Annotated in this window: 19 protein-coding genes; 12 read left to right on the top strand and 7 right to left on the bottom strand. The window is 75.7% G+C overall.

Going from position 1 to position 18,614, the window contains the following annotated elements; all coding sequences use genetic code 11:
* The first annotated feature begins 20 nt into the window (after positions 1-20).
* The 3 genes from NP048_RS11610 to rsmD are packed head-to-tail and all read left to right on the top strand — an operon-like array spanning position 21 to position 2,907.
* Positions 21-707, top strand: a complete 687-nt coding sequence (locus tag NP048_RS11610; RefSeq protein WP_227575759.1) for an ABC transporter ATP-binding protein — start codon at positions 21-23, stop codon at positions 705-707.
* The gene (locus tag NP048_RS11605; protein ID WP_227575758.1) at positions 704-2,338 is read left to right on the top strand and encodes a DUF6297 family protein; all 1,635 of its coding nucleotides are present in this window, start codon (positions 704-706) and stop codon (positions 2,336-2,338) included. Before NP048_RS11610 ends, NP048_RS11605 begins: the two co-directional genes overlap by 4 nt.
* Positions 2,335-2,907 carry a 16S rRNA (guanine(966)-N(2))-methyltransferase RsmD gene (gene rsmD / locus NP048_RS11600; protein WP_227575757.1) on the top strand — a complete coding sequence of 191 codons (573 nt, stop codon included), beginning with the start codon at positions 2,335-2,337 and terminating at the stop codon, positions 2,905-2,907. The genes NP048_RS11605 and rsmD overlap by 4 nt, the downstream gene beginning before the upstream one ends.
* A 188-nt stretch (positions 2,908-3,095) precedes the next feature.
* On the opposite strand, the gene NP048_RS11595 is transcribed toward rsmD, so the two are convergent.
* On the bottom strand, positions 3,096-4,070 hold the full coding sequence (locus NP048_RS11595; protein ID WP_227575756.1) for a GlxA family transcriptional regulator: 975 nt from the start codon (positions 4,068-4,070) through the stop codon (positions 3,096-3,098).
* Positions 4,071-4,140: 70 nt separating this feature from the next.
* Here NP048_RS11595 and NP048_RS11590 point away from each other — a divergent pair, with 70 nt between their 5' ends.
* Positions 4,141-4,821: an HD domain-containing protein gene (locus NP048_RS11590; RefSeq protein WP_227575755.1), complete on the top strand. Its 681-nt coding sequence runs from the start codon at positions 4,141-4,143 to the stop codon at positions 4,819-4,821.
* A gap of 94 nt (positions 4,822-4,915) precedes the next feature.
* Positions 4,916-5,863: a class A beta-lactamase gene (bla, locus tag NP048_RS11585; RefSeq protein ID WP_227575754.1), complete on the top strand. Its 948-nt coding sequence runs from the start codon at positions 4,916-4,918 to the stop codon at positions 5,861-5,863.
* A gap of 31 nt (positions 5,864-5,894) precedes the next feature.
* On the opposite strand, the gene NP048_RS11580 is transcribed toward bla, so the two are convergent.
* Both NP048_RS11580 and NP048_RS11575 read right to left on the bottom strand, forming a co-directional pair.
* Entirely contained in the window at positions 5,895-7,124 is a 1,230-nt protein-coding gene (locus NP048_RS11580) for a saccharopine dehydrogenase family protein (protein WP_227575753.1), read from the bottom strand.
* 73 nt (positions 7,125-7,197) lie between these two features.
* On the bottom strand, positions 7,198-7,800 hold the full coding sequence (locus NP048_RS11575) for a GNAT family N-acetyltransferase (protein ID WP_227575752.1): 603 nt from the start codon (positions 7,798-7,800) through the stop codon (positions 7,198-7,200).
* Positions 7,801-7,861: 61 nt separating this feature from the next.
* Between NP048_RS11575 and coaD the strand changes: the two genes are divergently transcribed.
* From coaD to mutM, 6 genes are all read left to right on the top strand, one after another.
* The gene (coaD, locus tag NP048_RS11570; protein ID WP_227575751.1) at positions 7,862-8,362 is read left to right on the top strand and encodes a pantetheine-phosphate adenylyltransferase; all 501 of its coding nucleotides are present in this window, start codon (positions 7,862-7,864) and stop codon (positions 8,360-8,362) included.
* Between the two features lie 2 nt (positions 8,363-8,364).
* Positions 8,365-8,865, top strand: a complete 501-nt coding sequence (locus NP048_RS11565) for a hypothetical protein (RefSeq protein WP_227575750.1) — start codon at positions 8,365-8,367, stop codon at positions 8,863-8,865.
* A gap of 198 nt (positions 8,866-9,063) precedes the next feature.
* Positions 9,064-9,603 carry a YceD family protein gene (locus NP048_RS11560; RefSeq protein ID WP_227575749.1) on the top strand — a complete coding sequence of 180 codons (540 nt, stop codon included), beginning with the start codon at positions 9,064-9,066 and terminating at the stop codon, positions 9,601-9,603.
* 2 nt (positions 9,604-9,605) lie between these two features.
* On the top strand, positions 9,606-9,803 hold the full coding sequence (gene rpmF / locus NP048_RS11555) for a 50S ribosomal protein L32 (protein WP_227575748.1): 198 nt from the start codon (positions 9,606-9,608) through the stop codon (positions 9,801-9,803).
* 45 nt (positions 9,804-9,848) lie between these two features.
* The gene (gene rnc, locus NP048_RS11550; RefSeq protein ID WP_227575747.1) at positions 9,849-10,574 is read left to right on the top strand and encodes a ribonuclease III; all 726 of its coding nucleotides are present in this window, start codon (positions 9,849-9,851) and stop codon (positions 10,572-10,574) included.
* A gap of 3 nt (positions 10,575-10,577) precedes the next feature.
* Positions 10,578-11,546, top strand: a complete 969-nt coding sequence (gene mutM / locus NP048_RS11545) for a bifunctional DNA-formamidopyrimidine glycosylase/DNA-(apurinic or apyrimidinic site) lyase (RefSeq protein ID WP_227575746.1) — start codon at positions 10,578-10,580, stop codon at positions 11,544-11,546.
* A 54-nt stretch (positions 11,547-11,600) separates the two neighbouring features.
* Here mutM and NP048_RS11540 read toward each other — a convergent pair whose 3' ends face one another.
* Positions 11,601-12,545, bottom strand: a complete 945-nt coding sequence (locus NP048_RS11540; RefSeq protein ID WP_227575745.1) for an NAD(P)-dependent oxidoreductase — start codon at positions 12,543-12,545, stop codon at positions 11,601-11,603.
* An 85-nt stretch (positions 12,546-12,630) separates the two neighbouring features.
* On the opposite strand from NP048_RS11540, the gene NP048_RS11535 reads away from it, so the two are divergent.
* Positions 12,631-13,257 carry a response regulator gene (locus NP048_RS11535; protein WP_227576004.1) on the top strand — a complete coding sequence of 209 codons (627 nt, stop codon included), beginning with the start codon at positions 12,631-12,633 and terminating at the stop codon, positions 13,255-13,257.
* 59 nt (positions 13,258-13,316) lie between these two features.
* On the opposite strand, the gene NP048_RS11530 is transcribed toward NP048_RS11535, so the two are convergent.
* The 3 genes from NP048_RS11530 to cydD are packed head-to-tail and all read right to left on the bottom strand — an operon-like array spanning position 13,317 to position 18,597.
* The gene (locus tag NP048_RS11530; protein ID WP_227575744.1) at positions 13,317-15,089 is read right to left on the bottom strand and encodes a sensor histidine kinase; all 1,773 of its coding nucleotides are present in this window, start codon (positions 15,087-15,089) and stop codon (positions 13,317-13,319) included.
* Positions 15,086-16,909 (bottom strand): thiol reductant ABC exporter subunit CydC, encoded by a 1,824-nt coding sequence (gene cydC, locus NP048_RS11525; RefSeq protein WP_227575743.1) that lies wholly within the window; start codon positions 16,907-16,909, stop codon positions 15,086-15,088. Before cydC ends, NP048_RS11530 begins: the two co-directional genes overlap by 4 nt.
* Entirely contained in the window at positions 16,906-18,597 is a 1,692-nt protein-coding gene (cydD, locus tag NP048_RS11520) for a thiol reductant ABC exporter subunit CydD (protein ID WP_227575742.1), read from the bottom strand. Before cydD ends, cydC begins: the two co-directional genes overlap by 4 nt.
* Positions 18,598-18,614 lie beyond the last annotated feature (17 nt).

Here is an 18,614-nt window from a genome sequence, read left to right as displayed (position 1 = left end):
ACGCTGGCTACCCTGGCGGCATGGCTCTCGTGGTGGACGCTCGTGACTTGCAGGTCGGCTACGGCGCGGCACCCGTGTGCGCCCCCGTCACGTTCACGCTCGAGGAGGGAGCTGCGGTCGCGCTCGTCGGCGCCAACGGCTCGGGCAAGTCCACGGTCCTCAAGACCGTCCTCGGTCTGCTCGAGCCGCTCGATGGGGACGTCCAGGTGCTCGGCCGACCCGTCGACGAGCGTGAGACGTCGTTCCGGCGCGAGGTGTCCAGCGTGCTCGACGACGACGCCTACTTCCCGGCCCTGACCGTGGCGGAGCACCTGTACCTGACCGCTCGCGGCCACGGCGTCCTCGGGGCGCAGGCCGAGGTCGCCGTGCTCCTCGAGGAGTTCGGTCTCGCAGACCACGCGCGGGCCACGCCCGTGTCGCTGTCCTCGGGTCAGCGGCGTCGCCTCCTGCTGGCCGCCGGGTTCGCCCGTCCCCGGTCCCTGCTCGTGCTCGACGAGCCCGAGCAGCGGCTCGATCAGCGCATGCGCGCCAGCCTCGCGGACCGTCTGCGCGCCGAGCAGGACGCCGGTGGCGCCGTGCTCATCGCGACGCACGACCCCGACCTCGTCGCCGCTGTCTGCACGCGGGCCGTGCACATCGCTGACGACGAGTCGCTGCTCCTCGAGCCCGCCGAGGCGGCCGACCGGATCGCCAGGGTCGTCCTGTGACCGGCGTGGACGCCCTCGCGGGTGACCCACGCGACCTGCGCGACGACCCCCAGGTCGGCGACTTCGAGCTGGGGGAGGTGCCCTCCGCACGTGAGATCCGCCGGTTCACGGCCAGGGCGGCGCGGGCCCGCGCCGGCGTCGGTGCGGGGTCGCTGCTGACGGAGCTGTACACGGTGTCGGTGAGCGTCGTGCTCTCCGTGCTCATCGTGATGGGGATCGTCCAGCAGCTCGGCGCCGGGCTCCCCGACGGCCCGCCGACGGCGCAGCCGGGCGGACTGAGCCTGCCGGTGCTCGTCGCGACGATCCTGCTGGCGGCCCTGGGCGCGCTCCTGTCGACCGCCGGGCGGCTCGGGCCCGTCGGCGCCGAGGGGGCGCAGGCCGCGTGGTGGCTGCCCCTGCCGGTGGACCGACGTGGTCTGCTGCGCCCTGCCGCTGTCCGTGTCCCGCTCGCGGCGGCCCTCGCCGGGGGCGTCGTCGTGGTCGTGCTCGAGGCGGGCCTGCTGGAGCGCCGGGACGGGGAGCTCGTCCGCGCGGGCGTGCTGGGTGCGGCGGTCGCTGCTCTCGTCGTGCTCGTCGCGGCCGTCGCGCAGTCCCGTGGCGTGCCGCGGCGTCGGACCGCGCTGGCCGGCGACCTGCTCCTCGTCGCGGCGCCCGTGCTCGCCGCCCTCGTGGCCCTGAGCGGGCGCACGCCCACCGAACTGCCGTCGGTGACGTGGGCGGCCGTCGCGGCGGTCATCGCCCTGGTGGGCGTGCTGGCCGTGGTCGTGGACCGCCGCCTGGCGGTGCTGCCTGGTCGCACGTTGCGCGAGGGCGGCTCCGTGGCCACCCACGCGGTCGGTGCCGTCGTGTCGCTCGACTCGCGCGAGCTGGGGCGCGCGCTGTCCGGGGGTGTGGCGGCCGCCTCTCGTCGCCGGACGTCCCGGTTGTCGACCGTCCGCGGGCCGATGACCGCGCTGGTGACGGCCGACCTGGTCGTCCTGCGCCGGTCGCTGCGGCACGTGGTGCAGATCGTCGTGGCGGCGGGCCTGCCCGTGCTGGCCACGGTGGTGCCGCAGCTTGCCGGCCCCGTCGGCATCCTGGTGACGGTGCTGCTGGGTGGCTGGATGATGTCGAGCGCGAGCGCCGAGGGCTCGCGGTGGGCCGAGATGGCGCCCGTGATCGACCGTCTCCTGCCGCTCGGCGACCGCACCGTGCGGCGGCTGCGCATGGTCGTCCCCGGTCTGGTCGCGCTCGTGTGGTCGGTCGTCGTGTTCACGGCGGTCGGCCGCTGGGCGGGCGCGACGCAGGACTGGCTCCTGCTCGGGGTCAGCGCAGCGCCGGTGTGGGCTGCGGCCGCCGTCCGGGCCGCCTACCGCCCCGCCCCGCGCTGGGACAAGCCGCTGATCTCGACACCCGCCGGTGCGCTGCCCATGGGGGTGATGCAGGTGATCGCCCGCGGGCCGGACCTCGTGGCCTTCTGCCTGCTTCCTGTGTGGGTCGCGATGGCGCTCGGCACGGTGACGACGATCATGGTGATCGGGCAGGTCTGGATGTCGGTCATCGCGGTGATGATCGCGTCGTCGACCGCGGAGAAGGGCTGGATGGAGCGCATGCTCGAGGAGCAGGACCAGCGCAAGGCCGGTGCCGCGTGACGCGGATCGTGGCGGGCAGCGCGGGCGGCCGCACGCTGGCGGTGCCTTCCTCGGGGACGCGTCCCACGAGCGAGCGGGTGCGCGAGGCGCTGTTCTCGCGGCTGGAGCACCTCGACGCCGTCGACGGTGCGCGCGTGCTCGACCTGTTCGCCGGCTCCGGCGCCCTCGGCCTGGAGGCCGTCAGCCGGGGGGCGGCCCACGCCGTGCTCGTCGACGCCGCGCGGGGGGCCGTCGACGTGTGCCGCCGCAACGCCCGCACGCTCGGGCTCGCCGAGCGCGTCGACGTGGTCGCCGACAAGGTCGACCGGTACCTCGCACGCGTCGCCCCGGACGGGGAGCCCGGGATCGACGCCTTCGACCTGGTGCTGCTCGACCCGCCCTACGACCTGCCCGACGACGCCCTGGGGACGGCCGTCGCCGGTGCGGCCCGCTGCACCGCGCCGGGGGGCGTGGTCGTCGTCGAGCGCTCGTCGCGCGCCGCGGCGCCGACGTGGCCGTTGCCGCTGGTCGGGCTCGACGACCGGCGCTACGGCGAGACCCGGGTGTGGTTCGCGGAGCACCCCGTCTGAGGGCCGTGCACCGTCCTGCCGCTCACTCCACGGCGACCGTGACCACCGCGATGTCGTCGCGCGCGTCACCCGCCTGGTGGAGCGGTCCGTGTCGGCACGCCGCAGCGCCTCGTGGAGCGCGCGCAGGACGTCGCGCGGGGCGTCGTGCTCCAGGGGCGCCGCCCGTACCGTGTGCCGGGCGAGCGCCGTCACGGCGGCGGCCTCGGCGCCCTTGCCGGCGTGCCGAAGGCGCTCCGGTACGCGGACGGCGTCGTGCCCAGGTGCCGACGGGTGTGCAGGCGCAGGTTGTCGCCCGTGCCGAGCCCTGTGCGCCGGGCGACTTCCTCGACCGGCATCGTCGGGTCGGCCTCGAGCAGCTCGCGCGCGCGGTGGACGCGCTGCTCGCTGAGCCAGCGGAGCGGTGAGGTCCCCGTCTCGTCGCGCCAGCGCCGCTGGAGGGTGCGCGTCGAGACGTGGGCGTGGTGGGCGAGGGCGTCCAGGGTCATCGCCTCGCCCAGGTGCTCGAGCGCCCAGGCCCGGGTGTCGGCGAGCGAGCCCCCGGCGACGTCGGGCACGGGTGCCGCGACGAACTGCGCCTGACCTCCCTCCCGGTGGGCGGCGACGACGAGCCGCCGTGCGACCTCGCGTGCCGCCCGGGCGCCGTGGTCACGGCGCACGACGTGCAGGCACAGGTCGATCCCGGCCGCCATGCCGGCCGACGTGAGCACGTCGCCCTCGTCGACGAACAGCACGTCGCGCTCGACGACGACGGTCGGGTGGCGTGCCACGAGCTCGTCCGTGTGCCGCCAGTGCGTCGTCGCGCGGCGACCGTCGAGCACCCCTGCGGCCGCGAGGGCGAACGCGCCGGTGCAGATGGACACGAGGCGCACGCCGCGGTCGTGCGCCGCGCGCAGCAGCTCGAGGGCCGGGCCCGGAGGCGGCGCCCAGGTGGGCCAGAAGCCCGGGACGACGACGGTCTGTGCCTCCGAGAATGCCTCGGGCCCGGCGTGCGGGGTGACTCCGTAGCCGGAGCTCGTGGTCACCGGCGCGCCGTCCGCGGTCACGAGTCGCACGGAGTACGGCGCGTCGGTCCCGGCGAAGACCTCGAGCGGGATCGTCATGTCGAACGCGACCACGCCGGGCAGGGCGAGGACCGCGACGCGGTGGGGCTGCGGCTGGTCCATGGCGGGATCCTACGGAAGGACGGCGTTCACGACACTGGTCCACGGTGCGCGACGGCGCCACGATCGAGCCATGACGACGCCCGCCGCACTCCCACCGGCCCTGGACGATCTGCTCGACGGGGGCCGTCTGGTGCTCCCGGCCGGCGACGTCCCGCGCGCGGCGCTCGCGCTCGCGCGGGACCTCGAGCCCGACTACCTCCTGCACCACAGCGTGCGCAGCTGGGTCCTCGCACGGGTCGCGGCCGCAGAGCGCGGGTGGCGGCCGGCCGACTTCGACGACGTGGCGCTGTTCGTCGCGTGCGTGCTGCACGACACCGGGCTGCACCTGGCCTCACGCGGTGACCGGCGCTTCGAGGTCGAGGGTGCCGACCTGGCGCGGTCGTTCGTGATCTCCCAGGGCCTGCCGACGAGCACGGCCGACACGGTGTGGGACGCGGTCGCCCTGCACACGTCGGTCGGGATCGCCGAGCACAAGCAGGCCGAGGTCGCGCTCGCGCGTGCGGGCATCGCCATGGACTTCGGGTTCGGCGCGGACGCCGTGCCGGACGCCCTGGCAGCGGTGCTCACGACGGAGCTGCCTCGCCTCGACCTGACGCGCCGGATCGTCGACGCGATCGTCGAGCACGCCGCCGGCAGCGACGTGCGCGCTCCTGCGGCGAGCCTGCCGGGCCTGCTCGTGCGTGAGAGGCGCGAGCCGCCGCACGTCACGTCGATGGAGCGCGCGGCCGCGGCGGGGCGCTGGGGCGTCTGAGGTCCGAGGAGGTGGTGCTCCGCAGCGGTTCGGCCGTCGCACGGGACCCGAGCCCGCACGGCGGATGTCCGTGCCCTGTCGCAGCATGGTCGTCATGCCCAGCACGTCGACCATGAACCGCGTCCTCGTCGTCCTCGTCGCCGCGGGTGTCGCCGTCACCGCAGGGTGCGGTGCCGCGCCGCGGGAGGCGCCGACGGCGGTCCCCACCGCGAGCAGCGCCCCGGCCCCGACGACCACGCCGTCGCCGACCGCCACGCAGCTGCCGCTCGCGCTCGAGGAGCTCGAGGCCCGCTACGACGCCCGCCTCGGCGTGCACGCCGTCGACACCGGCACCGGTGCCGCGGTCGCGTGGCGCCCCGACGAGCGGTTCGCGTACGCGTCGACGATCAAGGCCCTCGCGGCCGGCGCGGTCCTCGACCTCGTCGGCGTGGACGGGCTCGCCCGCGAGGTCCCGGTCCGGGCGGAGGACATCGTGACCTACTCGCCGGTGACGGAGACCCGCGTCGGGGGCACGATGACGCTCGCCGAGGTGGCGGAGGCGGCCGTGACGCGCAGCGACAACACCGCCGGCAACCTGCTCTTCGAGGCGCTGGGCGGCCCTGCGGCGCTCGACGAGGCGCTCGCGGCCCTCGGCGACGACGTCACCGTCGTCGCCCGCACCGAACCCGACCTCAACGAGGCCACGCCGGGTGACGAGCGCGACACCACGACGCCGCGGGTGCTGGCCGCGGACCTGCGCGAGTACGTCCTCGGAACGACGCTCACGGACGACGAGCGGGCCGTCCTCACCGCCTGGCTCACCGGGACGCAGACCGGCGACACCCTGGTGCGCGCCCTGCTGCCTGCCGACTGGGTGGTCGGCGACAAGTCCGGCACCGGGGGCTTCGGCACCCGGAACGACGTCGCGGTCGTGTGGCCGACGGACGGTGCACCGATCGTGGTCGCCGTCATGTCCGATCGTGCGGAGCGCGACGCCGAGCCCGACGACGCCGTCGTCGCCGAGGCGGCGGCAGCCGCGGTCGCGGCCCTCGGGCGGTCCTGACGTCGCGCCTCGTCCGGCTGTCGCCGAACGCTCAGCGCACGGACGCCACGTACCGGTGGCCGGCTGCCCGCAGCCGCTCGACCAGCACGTCGCCGACGGCCGTCGCGGGCGTGAGCGACCCGGCCCGGTCCGGGAGCCGGTCGCCGTCCAGCGCCAGGGCGAGCGCCGCCTGCCCGAGCATCACGGCCGTGGCGGAGTACCCGGGGTCGCCCTGGCCGGCGGCCAGCGCGCGGTAGTGCCGACCGGTCGTCGTCACCGCGTGCAGGTCCATGCGGAACCACCCGGCGCGCCGCGTCTGCGCGTCCGGTCCCGTGCCCGGGGCGGGCAGCACGCGGTCGAGCAGCGCACGCGTCGGTGGCACCGCGAGCGCTGCGAGCGCGAGCGGCAGCCCGACCGTCAGCAGGCCGGCCCTCGCCGCCCCGCGCAGCCCGGAGCCGGTCGCCGCCACCTCCTGGTAGCGCAGCTCGCGTCCGTACGCCCAGCCCTGCAGCGCGTTCGACCGCCGCACCACGCGCGAGTTGAACGACCCCATCGGCGACGTCGCGACCCACAGGCCGCCGAGCGTGCGACCGGGCCCCGGGGTGTCCGAGGGCTGCGGCCCGTCCGGCTCGGCGGCGCGGTCGGGACTCAGCGAGAACGGGTCGGCGAGCAGGCGGCGGACTGCCGGGTCCCGTCCGGCCAGCTCGGCGATGCCGCGCCCCGACGCGACGGTGCCGCCGCTGACGCCGCCGCGCGCGCTCGCGACCAGGCGGACGCGCCCCAGCGAGCCGGCGCCGTCGGCGGCGACGCGCTGGTGGAGCACCAGGACGGCGAGGTCGGACGGGACGGCGTCGTACCCGCACGCGTGGACGAGGCGCGCCCCGGTCGCCCGGGCCACCTCGTCGTGCGCGTCGGCGGCCTGCCGGACGAACGGCACCTCGCCGGTCAGGTCCGCGTAGTGCGTGCCGGCGCGGGCGCACGCCTCGACGACCGGGAGCCCGTGCTGCAGGTACGGCCCGACGGTGCTGACCAGGACGCGCGTGGAGGCGGCCAGCGCGCGTAGGGAGGGAGCGTCGTCGGTGTCCGCGACGAGGACGGGCCACGCGTGGGCGCGTTCGGGGAGCCCGGCGCGTGTCCGCACGAGCCTCTCCCGGGAGCGCCCGGCCAGCGCGATCCGGGTCCCGGCCGGGGCGTGCCGCGCGAGGTGCTCGCACACGAGCGTCCCGACGAACCCGGTCGCCCCGAGGACGACGACGTCGTGCTCGCGTGCGGTGTCGGCCATCCGGTCAGCGTGTCTCCGCCTGCGGGGGAGTGCAACCGCGGCGCGGAGGTCTGCGTCGCGAGCGCCCGACCGATCAGCCGTGCAGCACCGTGAGCACGGGGCCGGGGTCGTCGAGCACGCGGGTGCCGGCCGTCGAGAAGCCGTGCCGCTCGTAGAAGGGGACGTTGCGCGGATCGGTCGTCCCGAGCCACGGGGTCCCGCCGACGGCGCGCAGGGCGTCGACCCCGTGGTCCAGCAGCGCGCCGCCGTGACCACGTGCCTGGTGCGCCGGGTGCACCGCGAGGTAGTTGAGGTAGGGCCCCGGGGCCGGCGGTGCGAGGGTGCTCGCACCGCCCAGCGCGCCGAGCACCTGCGCCGCCCGCTGCGCGCCGACGAGGGCGCGCAGCACGCCGGCGGGTGACGGCAGCGTCGACGCGATGGCCGGGGCGGCGACGTCCGCACCCGGCACCCGCCACGCCGCGACCGCGACCGGGACGTCGTCGACGGCCAGGACGTCGACCCGACCCGCCGCCAGGTAGCGCTCGAGGGACGGGCCCAGCCAGGCCGCGCACGCCTCGACGCGGGTCTCGTCGTCCGGCAGCACCCAGCGCATCAGCGGGTTGTCGCGGTAGGCCAGCGCGCACACCGTGCGCAGGACCGGCAGGTCGGCGGACGTCGCGGGGCGGACGAGGCTCACGGCGGAACGCTAGCGGGTCGTCGTCGGGTCCGGCGGGGCCCGGTGACGTAGGTTGGCGTCCGTGAGCACCGCCGTCTGCCCCGGGTCGTTCGACCCGATCACGCTCGGTCACGTGGACGTCGTCCGGCGCGCTCGGTCGATGTTCGACGAGGTCGTCGTGGCCGTGGCGCACAACTCCTCGAAGCGGTCGCTGCTGTCGCCCGACGAACGGGTCCGGCTGGCGACCGATGCGCTGGCGGGGTGGGAGGGCGTGCGGGTCGTGTCGACGGACGGGCTGCTCATCGACCTCGTGCGCGACGTCGGGGCGTGCGCGGTGGTCAAGGGGCTGCGCAGCGGTGCCGACCTCGACGCGGAGCTCGCGATGGCACTGATGAACCGGCACCTGTCCGGCGTGGAGACGGTATTCGTCCTGGGCGACCCGGCGCGTGCGCACATCGCGTCGTCCCTGGTCAAGGACGTGGCACGGCACGGGGGACCGATCGACGACATGGTGACGCCCGAGGTGGCGGCAGCGGTGCGACAGGCACTGGCGCCGGTCCCGGGCGTCGGGGGAGAGGACTGACGATGACGGAGCACGTGGACCACGACGTGGAGCGGACGGAAGGTGTCGGTGGTGTGCTCGACGCGCTCGAGGACGCGGTGACGCAGGCGCGGGCGATGCCGATGTCCTCGTCCGTCCTGGTGAACCGGGCGGAGATCCTGGAGCTCGTCGACCAGGTGCGGGCGGCGCTGCCGTCCCAGCTGCACCAGGCGGACGAGGTCCTGGCCGACGCGGATGCCGCGCGGGCCGCGGCGCAGGCGGAGGCCGACGCGGTCCTGGCCCGTGCCCGCAGCCGCGCGGCTGCGCTCGTGGAGCAGGAGAGCGTCGTGACGGCCGCCCAGACGCGGGCCGCCGAGATCCTCGCGGAGGCGCAGGAGACGGCGGAGTCGCTGCGCCGTGACGCGGACGACTACTGCGACCGGCGGCTGGCGGACTTCGAGATCGACCTGGGCAAGGTGCTGTCGCAGGTCCAGGCGGGACGCGCGAAGCTGGCGGGCCGCCTGGTGCCGGGTGAGAACGCGTAGCGGCTCCCGCCGCGGCGAGCGACGCCGGTTTGGGGCAGCGCACCGCGTGCCGTAGAGTTCTCGGTTGGTCCTGCCGGTCGTGGCGTGGGCCGAGTCGTCATTGCCGCAACTAGGTGCCGCGCGCCCGCGCCCGGTGCCACCTGGAAACGAGGGGACCGGACCGTGCGCCCATCCCACCTCGATGCCAGCTCGCCGTTCGTGCTCGAGACACACGAGCTCGGCCGACGTCCGGGATCGATGCGGAAGGTGCAGCGGACGGTCGCGGCACCTGACGAGCTCGGCAGCGGCATGATCGGCATCCCTGCCGGGAGCGACCTGGAGCTGGATCTTCGGCTCGAGGCGGTCATGGAAGGGGTCCTGGTCTCCGGATCGATCCGCGGCGAAGCCGTCGGGGAGTGCGTGAGGTGCCTGGAGCGGGTGGTCGAGCCAGTCGACGCGCCGCTGCAGGAGCTGTACGTGTACCCCGAGCGCGCCGACGCCGCGGCAGCGAGCGGTGACGAGGACGAGGACGTGCGTGAGCTGGAGGGCGACCTCGTCGACCTCGAGCCCGCACTGCGTGACGCGGTCGTGCCTGCGCTGCCCTTCCGGCCCCTGTGCCGGGAGGACTGCCCGGGCCTGTGCTCGGAGTGCGGGGCGCGGCTCGCCGACGACCTGGACCACGCGCATGAGACGATCGACCCCCGGTGGGCTGCCCTCGGCGGCCTGCAGGGCACTGACGACGAGAAGAGAGAGAGCTGACCGTGGCGGTTCCGAAGCGCAAGATGTCGCGCAGCAACACCCGTGCGCGTCGGTCGCAGTGGAAGACCACTGCCACGACGCTCACCAGCTGCCCCCAGTGCAAGTCGCAGACGCGGCCGCACATCGCGTGCCCCTCGTGCGGTGCGTACAACGGCCGTCGCTACGTCGAGGCCGTGCGCAGCGAGCACGAGGCTGTCTGACCCTCGCGGTCCGATGACCGGCAGATCCGTTCCGACCGGCGTCGCATGAGCACGGCAGCGGACACGCTCCTGGAGAAGCTCGGGGTCCCCCTGGACCCCGAGCTTCTCGTGCTCGCGCTCACGCACCGCTCGTTCGCCCACGAGGCCGGTGGCATCCCCACCAACGAGCGTCTGGAGTTCCTGGGCGACACGGTGCTGGGTCTCGTCGTGACCGAGCACCTCTACCGCACGCATCCCGGCAACTCCGAGGGCGACCTCGCCAAGATGCGCGCCGCGACCGTGTCGCAGCGCGCCCTGGCGCAGGTCGCGCGCACGCTCGACCTCGGCAGCTACGTGCTGCTCGGCAAGGGTGAGCTCGCCACCGGCGGCAAGGACAAGGACTCGATCCTGTCGGACACGCTGGAGGCGGTCTTCGGTGCCGTCTACCTCTCGCACGGGCTCGAGACGGCGCGCGTCCTCGTCGACCGGCTCGTCCGGCCGACGCTCACCGCAGCCGCCGACCTGGGCGCCGGGCTCGACTGGAAGACGTCGCTGCAGGAGCTCTCCGCGTCGCTGGGTCTCGGAGCGCCGTACTACGAGGTCACGGGCGAGGGCCCGGACCACGCCCGGACGTTCACGGCCCGCGCCGTCGTCGGTGGCGAGGTAAGGGGCTCGGGCACCGGCCCAGCCAAGAAGATCGCCGAGCAGGAGGCCGCGTCGGCGGCCTGGGCCGCGCTCACCGCGCTGCGCGACGCGGCTCAGGACGAGGCCCCTTCCGTCGACCCGGGCTGACGCGTGCCCGAGCTGCCCGAGGTGGAGACGGTCCGCGACGGGCTCGCACGGCACGTCCTGGGCCGGACCGTCGTCGACGTGGATGTGCGGCGCGACTACTCGGTGCGTCGCCACGAGGCCGGCCCGCTCGACTTCGCGGCGCGGCTGACCGGCCGACGACTGGAGGCCGCGGTACGTCGGGGCAAGTTCCTGTGGCTCCTGCTGGACGAGGGCGCCGGCAGAGGCGACGACGCCCTCCTGGCGCACCTCGGCATGAGCGGACAGCTCCTCGTCCGCGGCGCCCACGTCGTCGACGCGCGGGCGTCCGGGGTCACCGAGGGTGCCGTCCCGTCGGGACCGGTGGGCTGGGTCGAGCACCCGCACCTGCGGGTCCGGCTGGTCCTCGACGACGGCTCGGCGCTCGACTTCGTCGACCAGCGGACGTTCGGCCACCTGTCCGTCCCCGACCTGGTCACGACGCCCGACGGCGCGCCCGGCGGGTGCGGGGCCGCGCGGGACGTGGTGCCGCTGCCGGTCGCCCACATCGCGCGGGACCTGCTGGACCCGGCGCTGGACCGGCGCGCCGTGGTCGCCGCGATGCGGACACGACGCACGGAGGTGAAGCGCGCGCTGCTGGACCAGACCCTCGTCTCCGGGGTCGGCAACATCTATGCCGACGAGGCGCTGTGGCGGGCCCGGCTGCACGGGACGCGGCCCACGGCGGCGCTGCGCGCCACGGACGCCGAACGCCTGCTCGACGCCGCGACCGAGGTCATGACGGAGGCGCTCGAGCAGGGCGGCACGAGCTTCGACGCGCTGTACGTCGACGTCAACGGGGCGTCCGGCTACTTCGACCGGTCCCTGGCCGTCTACGGGCAGGACGGCCGTCCCTGCCGCCGGTGCGGGACCCTCGTCCGGCGCGACGCGTTCGCCAACCGCTCGTCGTACACCTGCCCGCGGTGCCAACCGCGTCCGCGGCCCCGCCGCGCCTGACCGTCCCGGCCGGGTGGTGACCGTCAGTCGCCCGGCGCCGCGGGGGAGCGGACGTCAGCGCGGGACGACGTTGCGCAGGGCGGCGCCCGCGACGAACCGTGCGACGTTGTCGGCGACGAGCGACTCCCAGCCGACGGGGCGGCCGCCGGCGGCGTGCGGGCTGACCAGGACGCGCGGCTCGTCCCAGAGCGGCGAGGACGCAGGCAGGGGTTCCGTGGCGAACACGTCGAGCGCGGCGGCGGCGATGCCACCGGTCCGCAGGGCGTCCACGAGTGCGTCCTCGTCGAGCGTCGACCCCCGACCGGCGTTGACCACCAGCGCGTGCCGCGGCAGCAGGGACAGCACGTCCCGTCCGATGGCGTGGTGGGTCGTCTCGAGCGCGGGCAGGAGCCCCACGAGCACGTCCGTGCGGGGCAGGATGTCCGGCAGGCCCCGCGGGGTGACGACGGGGAACCCGTACCGGTCCCCGCCGGTCGTGGCGACGCCCGTGACGTGCGCGCCGAGGCCGACGAGCAGCGGGGCGAGACGTGCGGCGATCGACCCGAAGCCCCACACGGTCACGTTGGCGTCGATCAGCGTGCTCACGCGGTCCGGCGCGTGCAACGGCTGCAGGCCACCCAGCTCGTCCGCCCAGCGGTGCTCCGCCTGGGCGACCACCATCGCCGGCACCGACCGCACGGACGCCAGCAGCAGGGCGAGCACGTGCTCGGCGACCGTGGCGTCGTGCAGCCCGCGTCCGTTGGTCACGACCACGTCGGGGCCGAAGCCCGCAGCGAGGACGGCGTCCGGTCCGGCGGCCAGCGTCTGGACCCAGCGGACCCGCGGTGCAGCCGCCGCGAGCTCGGCGAGGCGGTCGGCGGGGTTGCCCCACACGACGACCGCGTCGGCGTCCGCGGCCTGCGGTGGGGGCGGTGCCGCCACGTCGTACCGCACGACGGTGACGTCCGCCGGCAGCTCGGGCGCGCCGTCGACAGCGGTCGGGAGCAGTATCAGGGTCATGGGTCGATACGATGCCACGGTGTCAGCCACGAGCCAGTCCACGCCGACGCCCCCCGGGGGCGGTCGGCCAGGGTCCATCTCCGTCATGATCGTCGACGACCACGAGGTCGTCCGTCGTGGGATAGCCGAGGTCGTCGAGCGCACGGACGGCATGACCGTCGTCGCGGAGGCGGGTTCGGTGGCCGACGGCGTCCGACGTGCCACGCTGGTGCGGCCGCAGGTGCTGCTGGTCGACCTGCAGCTGCCGGACGGCACGGGCATCGACCTGATGAAGGCGGTGCGTGAGACGCTGCCGGACGCGCGCGCGATCGTCCTGACGTCGTTCGACGACGACGACGCCCTCGCCCTGGCCCTGGACGCCGGCGCGTCCGCCTATCTGCTCAAGAGCGTGCGCGGAGCGGAGATCACCGACGTGATCCGCGCCGTGGCCGCCGGTCGCACGCTCCTGGACGACCGCACGGTCGCGCGTCGCCGCGCCGGGCACGAGGACCCCACGGAGTCGCTGACGCCGAGCGAGCTGCGCGTCCTCGACCTCATCGGTGAGGGCATGTCCAACCGTGAGATCGCCGAGCGGCTGGGCGTCGCCGAGAAGACCGTCAAGAACCACATCACGTCGCTGCTGGCGAAGATGGGGCTGCAGCGCCGCACGCAGGTGGCCGCGTGGGTCGCGTCGCGCAAGAACTCCGGCTGGCGGGCCGAGCCCGGGCACTGAGGTCGCACACGGGGTGGCGCACGCGCGTCGCGCGCCACCCCGGCACGGCCCCTGGCGTCTCAGCCGAGCGGGGCCTGCCAGCTCAGCAGGGAGCCCTTGCCGCTGGGAGCCGCACCGAGGCTGAACGTGCCCCCGTGCTGGCGGGCCCGTGACGCGAGGTTGCCGGTGCCGGAGCTGCGCTCACGCTCCGCCGGCAGGCCCGCGCCGTCGTCCTCGACGTCGACCTCGACGGACCCGGTCGGGCCGGAGCCGCGGACGGCGACGCGCACGCTCACCGACGAGGCGTGCGCGTGGCGCGCGGCGTTGGCCAGACCCTCCCGCACGACCGCGACGACGTCGTCGGTGAGCTCCTGCTCGAGGCGCTCGTCGATCCGGTCCTCGGCCTCGCCGTCGCCGGGCGACAGGCCCTCGCCGTCGAGCGAGAGGACGAGCGACGGCGCGAACCCGAGTCCCGTGCGGGCCAGGGACGTCTCACGACGCAGCCGCTCCACCAGGCCGGTGGCCGCGTCGGGGTCACGCAGCGCGTAGACGATCTGGCGGATCTCGCGCACCGAGCTGTCGACGTTGTCGAGGGCCTCCTCGACGATGCTGATGAGCTCCTGCGGGTCGACGCCCCGGGCTGCGCGCCGGCGCACCGTCTCCAGCTGCATGCCCGTGGCGAACAGCTGCTGGATCGCCAGGTCGTGCAGGTCGCGCGCGATGCGCTCGCGCTCGTCGAGCAGCGCGGCGACGTCCTGCGCGTGCCGCGCCTCGGCGAGGACGTACGCGAGGGCTGCCTGCGCCGCGAACGACTCGGCGGTGGCGAGGTCGCTCTCGTCGAACGGGACGGCCCCGATACGCCGCATCAGCACCAGGACGCCCACACCGCGTCCGGACGAGTGCAGCGGCGCGAACATCGCGGGCCCGAACGCGCGCATCTCGTCGAGCTTGACGGTGCGGGACGCCGACAGCGACGGCGTGAGCAGGCCGTGGCCCTCCTCGAGCACGGTCCAGGCGCGGCCGCCGCGTGGCATGACCAGGCCGGTGAGCTCCGCCGCGCGGTAGCCGTCGGCGAGCTCGATGAACAGCTCCCCGCCCATCCCCGGCAGCGCGAGCGCCGCGGTGTCGGCACCCGCGACCTCCCGCGCGGTGCGTGCGACGTGCTCGAGGGCGGACTCCTCGTCCACCCCCTCCAGGAGCATCGTGGTGATGTCCTGACCGGCACGCAGCCAGTGCTCGCGCCGCTCGGACTCGGCGTACAGCTGCGCGTTCGCGACGGCCACCCCCGCCGCGGCGGCGAGTGCCAGGACCATGTGCTCGTCCCGGGTGGTGAACGTCCCGCCGCCCTGTTTCTCGGACAGGTAGAGCTGGCCGTAGACGTGCTCGCCGACCTTCACCGACGCGCCGAGGAAGGACCCCATCGGCGGGTGGTGGGCGGGCCAGCCCTGGAACGACGGGTGCTGGGTGAGGTCGTCCAGGCGCAGGACGCCGTTCACGGGGATCTGCCCGAGCACACCCTGGGCGTGCGGGGGGTGCCGCATCGCGCGTGCGACAGCCGTCGGGACGCCCGTGTAGACGAACGTGGTGGACGTGCCGGTGTGGTCGAGGACGTTGATCGCCGCGAAGCGGGCGGACGTGAGCTCGGCGCTGAGCTGGACGAACCGGTCGAGCACGGCCGGCAGCTCGAGGTGCCCCGCGACCGCGAGCATCGCCCCGAGCAGGTCGGTCAGCGCATCACCCGTGAGGGGCGCGGGGTCCGGCGCGGTGTCGACGAGGACCCCGCGCTCGAACGGCGCCCCCGGGACCGGCAGCCGTCCGGCGACCTCACGCATCTCGCCTCGGTGCTCGCTCACGACGTCTCCTGCTGCTCGGCCTGCACGGCTTCACGGTAGCCGGGCACGCGAGCCGTCAGGTCCTCGTGGGTGCCGCGGGCCGCCACGCGTCCTCCCGCGAGCCACAGCACCTCGTCCGCGGCGGCGAGCGGTGCGAGGCGGTGACTGACCACCAGGACGCCGCGCGCGGTGCCGTCCCGGGTCGGCGGTGCGTGCCACAGCTCGTCGAGGACCGCGTCCGCGGTGCGCGGGTCGAGGTGCTCAGCAGGCTCGTCGACCAGCAGCAGGGGCGCGTCGGACACGAGCGCCCGGGCCAGCAGGAGGCGGCGGCGCTCTCCGCCGGACACGGTGCGCGCGTCGGATCCGATGAGCGTGTCGAGGCCGTCGGGCAGGTCCGCGAGCCACGGCCCGAGGCCCACCCGGCGCAGCGCGTCCGTCGCCTCGCCCGTCGTCACGTCGCCGCGCGCGACGCGCAGGTTCTCCAGGACCGAGGTGCCGAACACGTGGGCGTCCTCGCCGGTCATGACGACGTCACCCGTCACGCGCCCGCCGTCCGCGCTCGCGAGCGGGACGCCGTCGAGGGTCACGGCGCCCGCGACGGGCGGCAGCAGGCCCGCGAGCGTCAGCAGGAGCGTCGTCTTGCCCTCCCCGCTGGGTCCGGCGACGGCCAGGCGCCTGCCCGGCGCGAGCGTGAGGTCGACGCCCGCGACCGCCGGTGCCCGGCCCGGCCAGCCGCAGGTGAGGCCGGTCGCGACGAGGACCGGGCCGGGGGAGCGGCCGGTCGTGCCGGTGGCGGCCGGCGGGGTCACGGCAGCGGGCGTGACGGGGCTGCCGGCGCTGTCGACGAGCGCCAGCACGCGCGCCGCGGCAGCCCGCGACCGCTGCACCTGCACCGCGGCCGCCGGCAGCAGGGACGTCGCCTCGAAGGCAGCCAGCGGCGTCAGGACGATGACCGCCAGCTCGACCGGCGCGAGCAGACCCGCAGCCACGGCCGGCACGCCGGTCACGAGCGCGGCGACCACGGCCACCCCGACCGCGAGCTGGCCGATGGCCGCCGCGAGCGCGGCGGGCCGCGCGCCGGCGTCCGTCGCGCGGGCCAGGTCGGTGTCGGCCGCGCGCAGCGCGTCGAGCTCGCCCGGCAGCCGGCCGGAGACCGCGAGCGGGCCGGCGTCGTCGAGCACGCCGAGCGCCGTCGCGCTCATGCGCGCCCGCGCCTGCACGCCGCGCTCCTCGGCCGTGCGGGCACCGCGCGCCGCGAGCCACGGCGCGAGCACGCCCGCGGCCAGCAGGCACACCGCGAGCGCGAGCCCGGCGGGCGGCCAGAACAGCGCCATGGCGATCGACGTGCCGGTGCCCAGGGTGACCGCGACGGCGGCCGGCAGCAGGCCGCGGACCACGACGTCACCGACGGCGTCGACGTCGGCACCCACACGCGCGAGCAGGTCGCCGCGGCGCACCGAGAGCAGGGCCTGCGGCGACCCCGCGGCGAGTCGCTCGTACAGGGTCACCCGCAGGTCGGCCATGCCGCGCAGGGCGATGTCGTGCGACACGAGCCGCTCGAGGTAGCGCATGAGTCCGCGGCTGATGCCGAAGGTCCGTACCGCCACGGTCGCGACCGACAGCTCGAGGACCGGTGGCATCTGGGACGCCCGTGCGATGAGCCACGCGGCCACTGCGGCGAGCGCGACCGCGGACCCCAGCGCGAGGGTGCCGAGCAGGACCGCCAGAGCGACGCGCCGCGGGTCGACGTCGAGCAGCCGGACGGCGCGCCGCAGCGTGCCACGCGGCGGACGCGACGCGGTGGCGGCCGGTGACGGGGAGGACGGCAGGGGCGCGGTCATCGGTGCACCTCGGGCGCGGCGAGGGGTGGACTGTCGGTCCCGGCGTCGGACGCCGACGCGACGTGCACGACGTCGTCCGCGCGGCTCGCGAGAGACTCGCGGTGGGCGACGAGCAGGACGGCGCACCCGGCGTCGCGCAGGGCGTCCAGGGTCGCGAGCACGACCTGCTCGCCGGCCGCGTCGAGGTGTGCCGTGGGTTCGTCGAGCACGACCACGGGGCTGGGCCGCAGCAGTGCACGCGTGAGCGCGAGACGCTGCCGCTGGCCCACGCTCAGCCCGGTGCCACCACCGCCCAGCGTCGTGCCCCACCCGTCGGGCAGCCCCGCGACGACCGTGTCGAGCCCGGTGAGGGCGGCGGCGCGGTCGCGATCCGCACGCGTCGCCGCGCCCAGGACCTCCTCGAGCGTCCCTGGCTCCAGCACGGGCCGCTGCGGCAGCCACGTCACCTGCCGCCAGTAGTCGTGCACGTCCACGTCCGCCAGCTCCGTCACGGTGCCGTCGGCGGCGACCAGCTCGACGTGCCCCGCGTCCGGCGGGAGGAGGCCGAGGATGACCTCGACCGTCGTGGACTTGCCTGCCCCGGACGGCCCGACGAGCGCGACGACACGTCCCGGGACGAGGTCGACGTCCAGCGGTGCCGGTGCCCAGGCGCCCCGCGAGCGCACCGCGACACCGCGGGCACGCACCGTCCCCCGCGTGAGGTCCGGCGCGGGGAGCGTCCCCGCCTCCGCGACGGGCACCTCCAGCACCGCGAACGCGCGGTCCGCCGCCGCGACACCGTCGGTCGAGGCGTGGAAGTGCGCGCCCACCTGACGCAGCGGCTGGAAGACCTCGGGTGCCAGCACGAGCACGGCGAGACCGGTCACGAGATCGACGTGGCCGTAGACGAGCCGCAGGCCGACGCCGACCGCCACGAGCGCGACCGCGAGCGTGGTCAGCAGCTCGAGCACCATGCCGGACAGGAACGCGATCCGCAGGGTTCCCATCGTGGCGCGCCGGTGCGCGTCCCCGAGCTCCCGGACGCGCGCGGCCGGCCCGCGCTCGCGTCCGAACGCCCGCAGCGTCGACAGGCCGGCGAGCAGGTCGAGCACCTGCGCCCCGAGGCGCTGCATGGTCGCGAGCCCGCGTTCCGAGCGGCCCTGCGTCATGACGCCCACGAGCCACATGAACAGCGGCACCAACGGCACCGTGCCGGCCAGGATCGCGGCCGACACCCAGTCCAGGTCGAGCACGACGAGCAGCGTCGCGGGGGTCAGCGTGGCTGCGAGCACGAGCTGTGGCAGGTACCGCACGAAGTACGGCTCGAGGGCGTCGAGGCCGCGGGTCGCCAAGGTGACGAGACCGGCGCCGTCGGCGGGCGCGGCGCGTCGCGGACCGACGGCCGCGGCGTGCGCGACGACGCTCTCGCGGAGCTCGGCCACGGCCCGTGTCGCCGCACGGTGCGCGTAGCGCTCCTGGACACCGGCGGTCAGCGCGCGCAGCACCACGACGAGGACGAGCCAGCCCGCCAGCGGGGCGACCTGCGCGAGGGACGCCCCGTCGGCGACGGCCGATCCCAGCGCGTGCGCGAGGAGCAGCGCCTGCGCCACGACGAGCGCGCCGGTGAGCAGACCGAGCGCGACCGTCAGGGCGAGGTACCCGCGCGCGGACCGCGCATACCGCAGGAGCCGGGGGTCGAGAGGCTTCACGCCGTCCAGCAGACCAC

The sequence above is a fragment of the Cellulomonas xiejunii genome (assembly GCF_024508315.1).
Classification (GTDB): Bacteria; Actinomycetota; Actinomycetes; order Actinomycetales; family Cellulomonadaceae; genus Cellulomonas; species Cellulomonas xiejunii.
This window is presented reverse-complemented; position numbering and strand designations above follow the sequence as displayed.

What these genes read in the sequence shown, in the direction of transcription:
- NP048_RS11535 (WP_227576004.1), top strand. Translation starts at nt 12,631, where the DNA reads ATGATCGTCGACGACCACGAGGTCGTCCGTCGTGGGATAGCCGAGGTC.
- bla (WP_227575754.1), top strand. Translation starts at nt 4,916, where the DNA reads ATGCCCAGCACGTCGACCATGAACCGCGTCCTCGTCGTCCTCGTCGCC.
- NP048_RS11540 (WP_227575745.1), bottom strand. Translation starts at nt 12,545, where the DNA reads ATGACCCTGATACTGCTCCCGACCGCTGTCGACGGCGCGCCCGAGCTG.
- NP048_RS11610 (WP_227575759.1), top strand. Translation starts at nt 21, where the DNA reads ATGGCTCTCGTGGTGGACGCTCGTGACTTGCAGGTCGGCTACGGCGCG.
- NP048_RS11595 (WP_227575756.1), bottom strand. Translation starts at nt 4,070, where the DNA reads ATGGACCAGCCGCAGCCCCACCGCGTCGCGGTCCTCGCCCTGCCCGGC.
- cydC (WP_227575743.1), bottom strand. Translation starts at nt 16,909, where the DNA reads ATGACCGCGCCCCTGCCGTCCTCCCCGTCACCGGCCGCCACCGCGTCG.
- NP048_RS11590 (WP_227575755.1), top strand. Translation starts at nt 4,141, where the DNA reads ATGACGACGCCCGCCGCACTCCCACCGGCCCTGGACGATCTGCTCGAC.
- NP048_RS11580 (WP_227575753.1), bottom strand. Translation starts at nt 7,124, where the DNA reads ATGGCCGACACCGCACGCGAGCACGACGTCGTCGTCCTCGGGGCGACC.
- rnc (WP_227575747.1), top strand. Translation starts at nt 9,849, where the DNA reads ATGAGCACGGCAGCGGACACGCTCCTGGAGAAGCTCGGGGTCCCCCTG.
- NP048_RS11565 (WP_227575750.1), top strand. Translation starts at nt 8,365, where the DNA reads ATGACGGAGCACGTGGACCACGACGTGGAGCGGACGGAAGGTGTCGGT.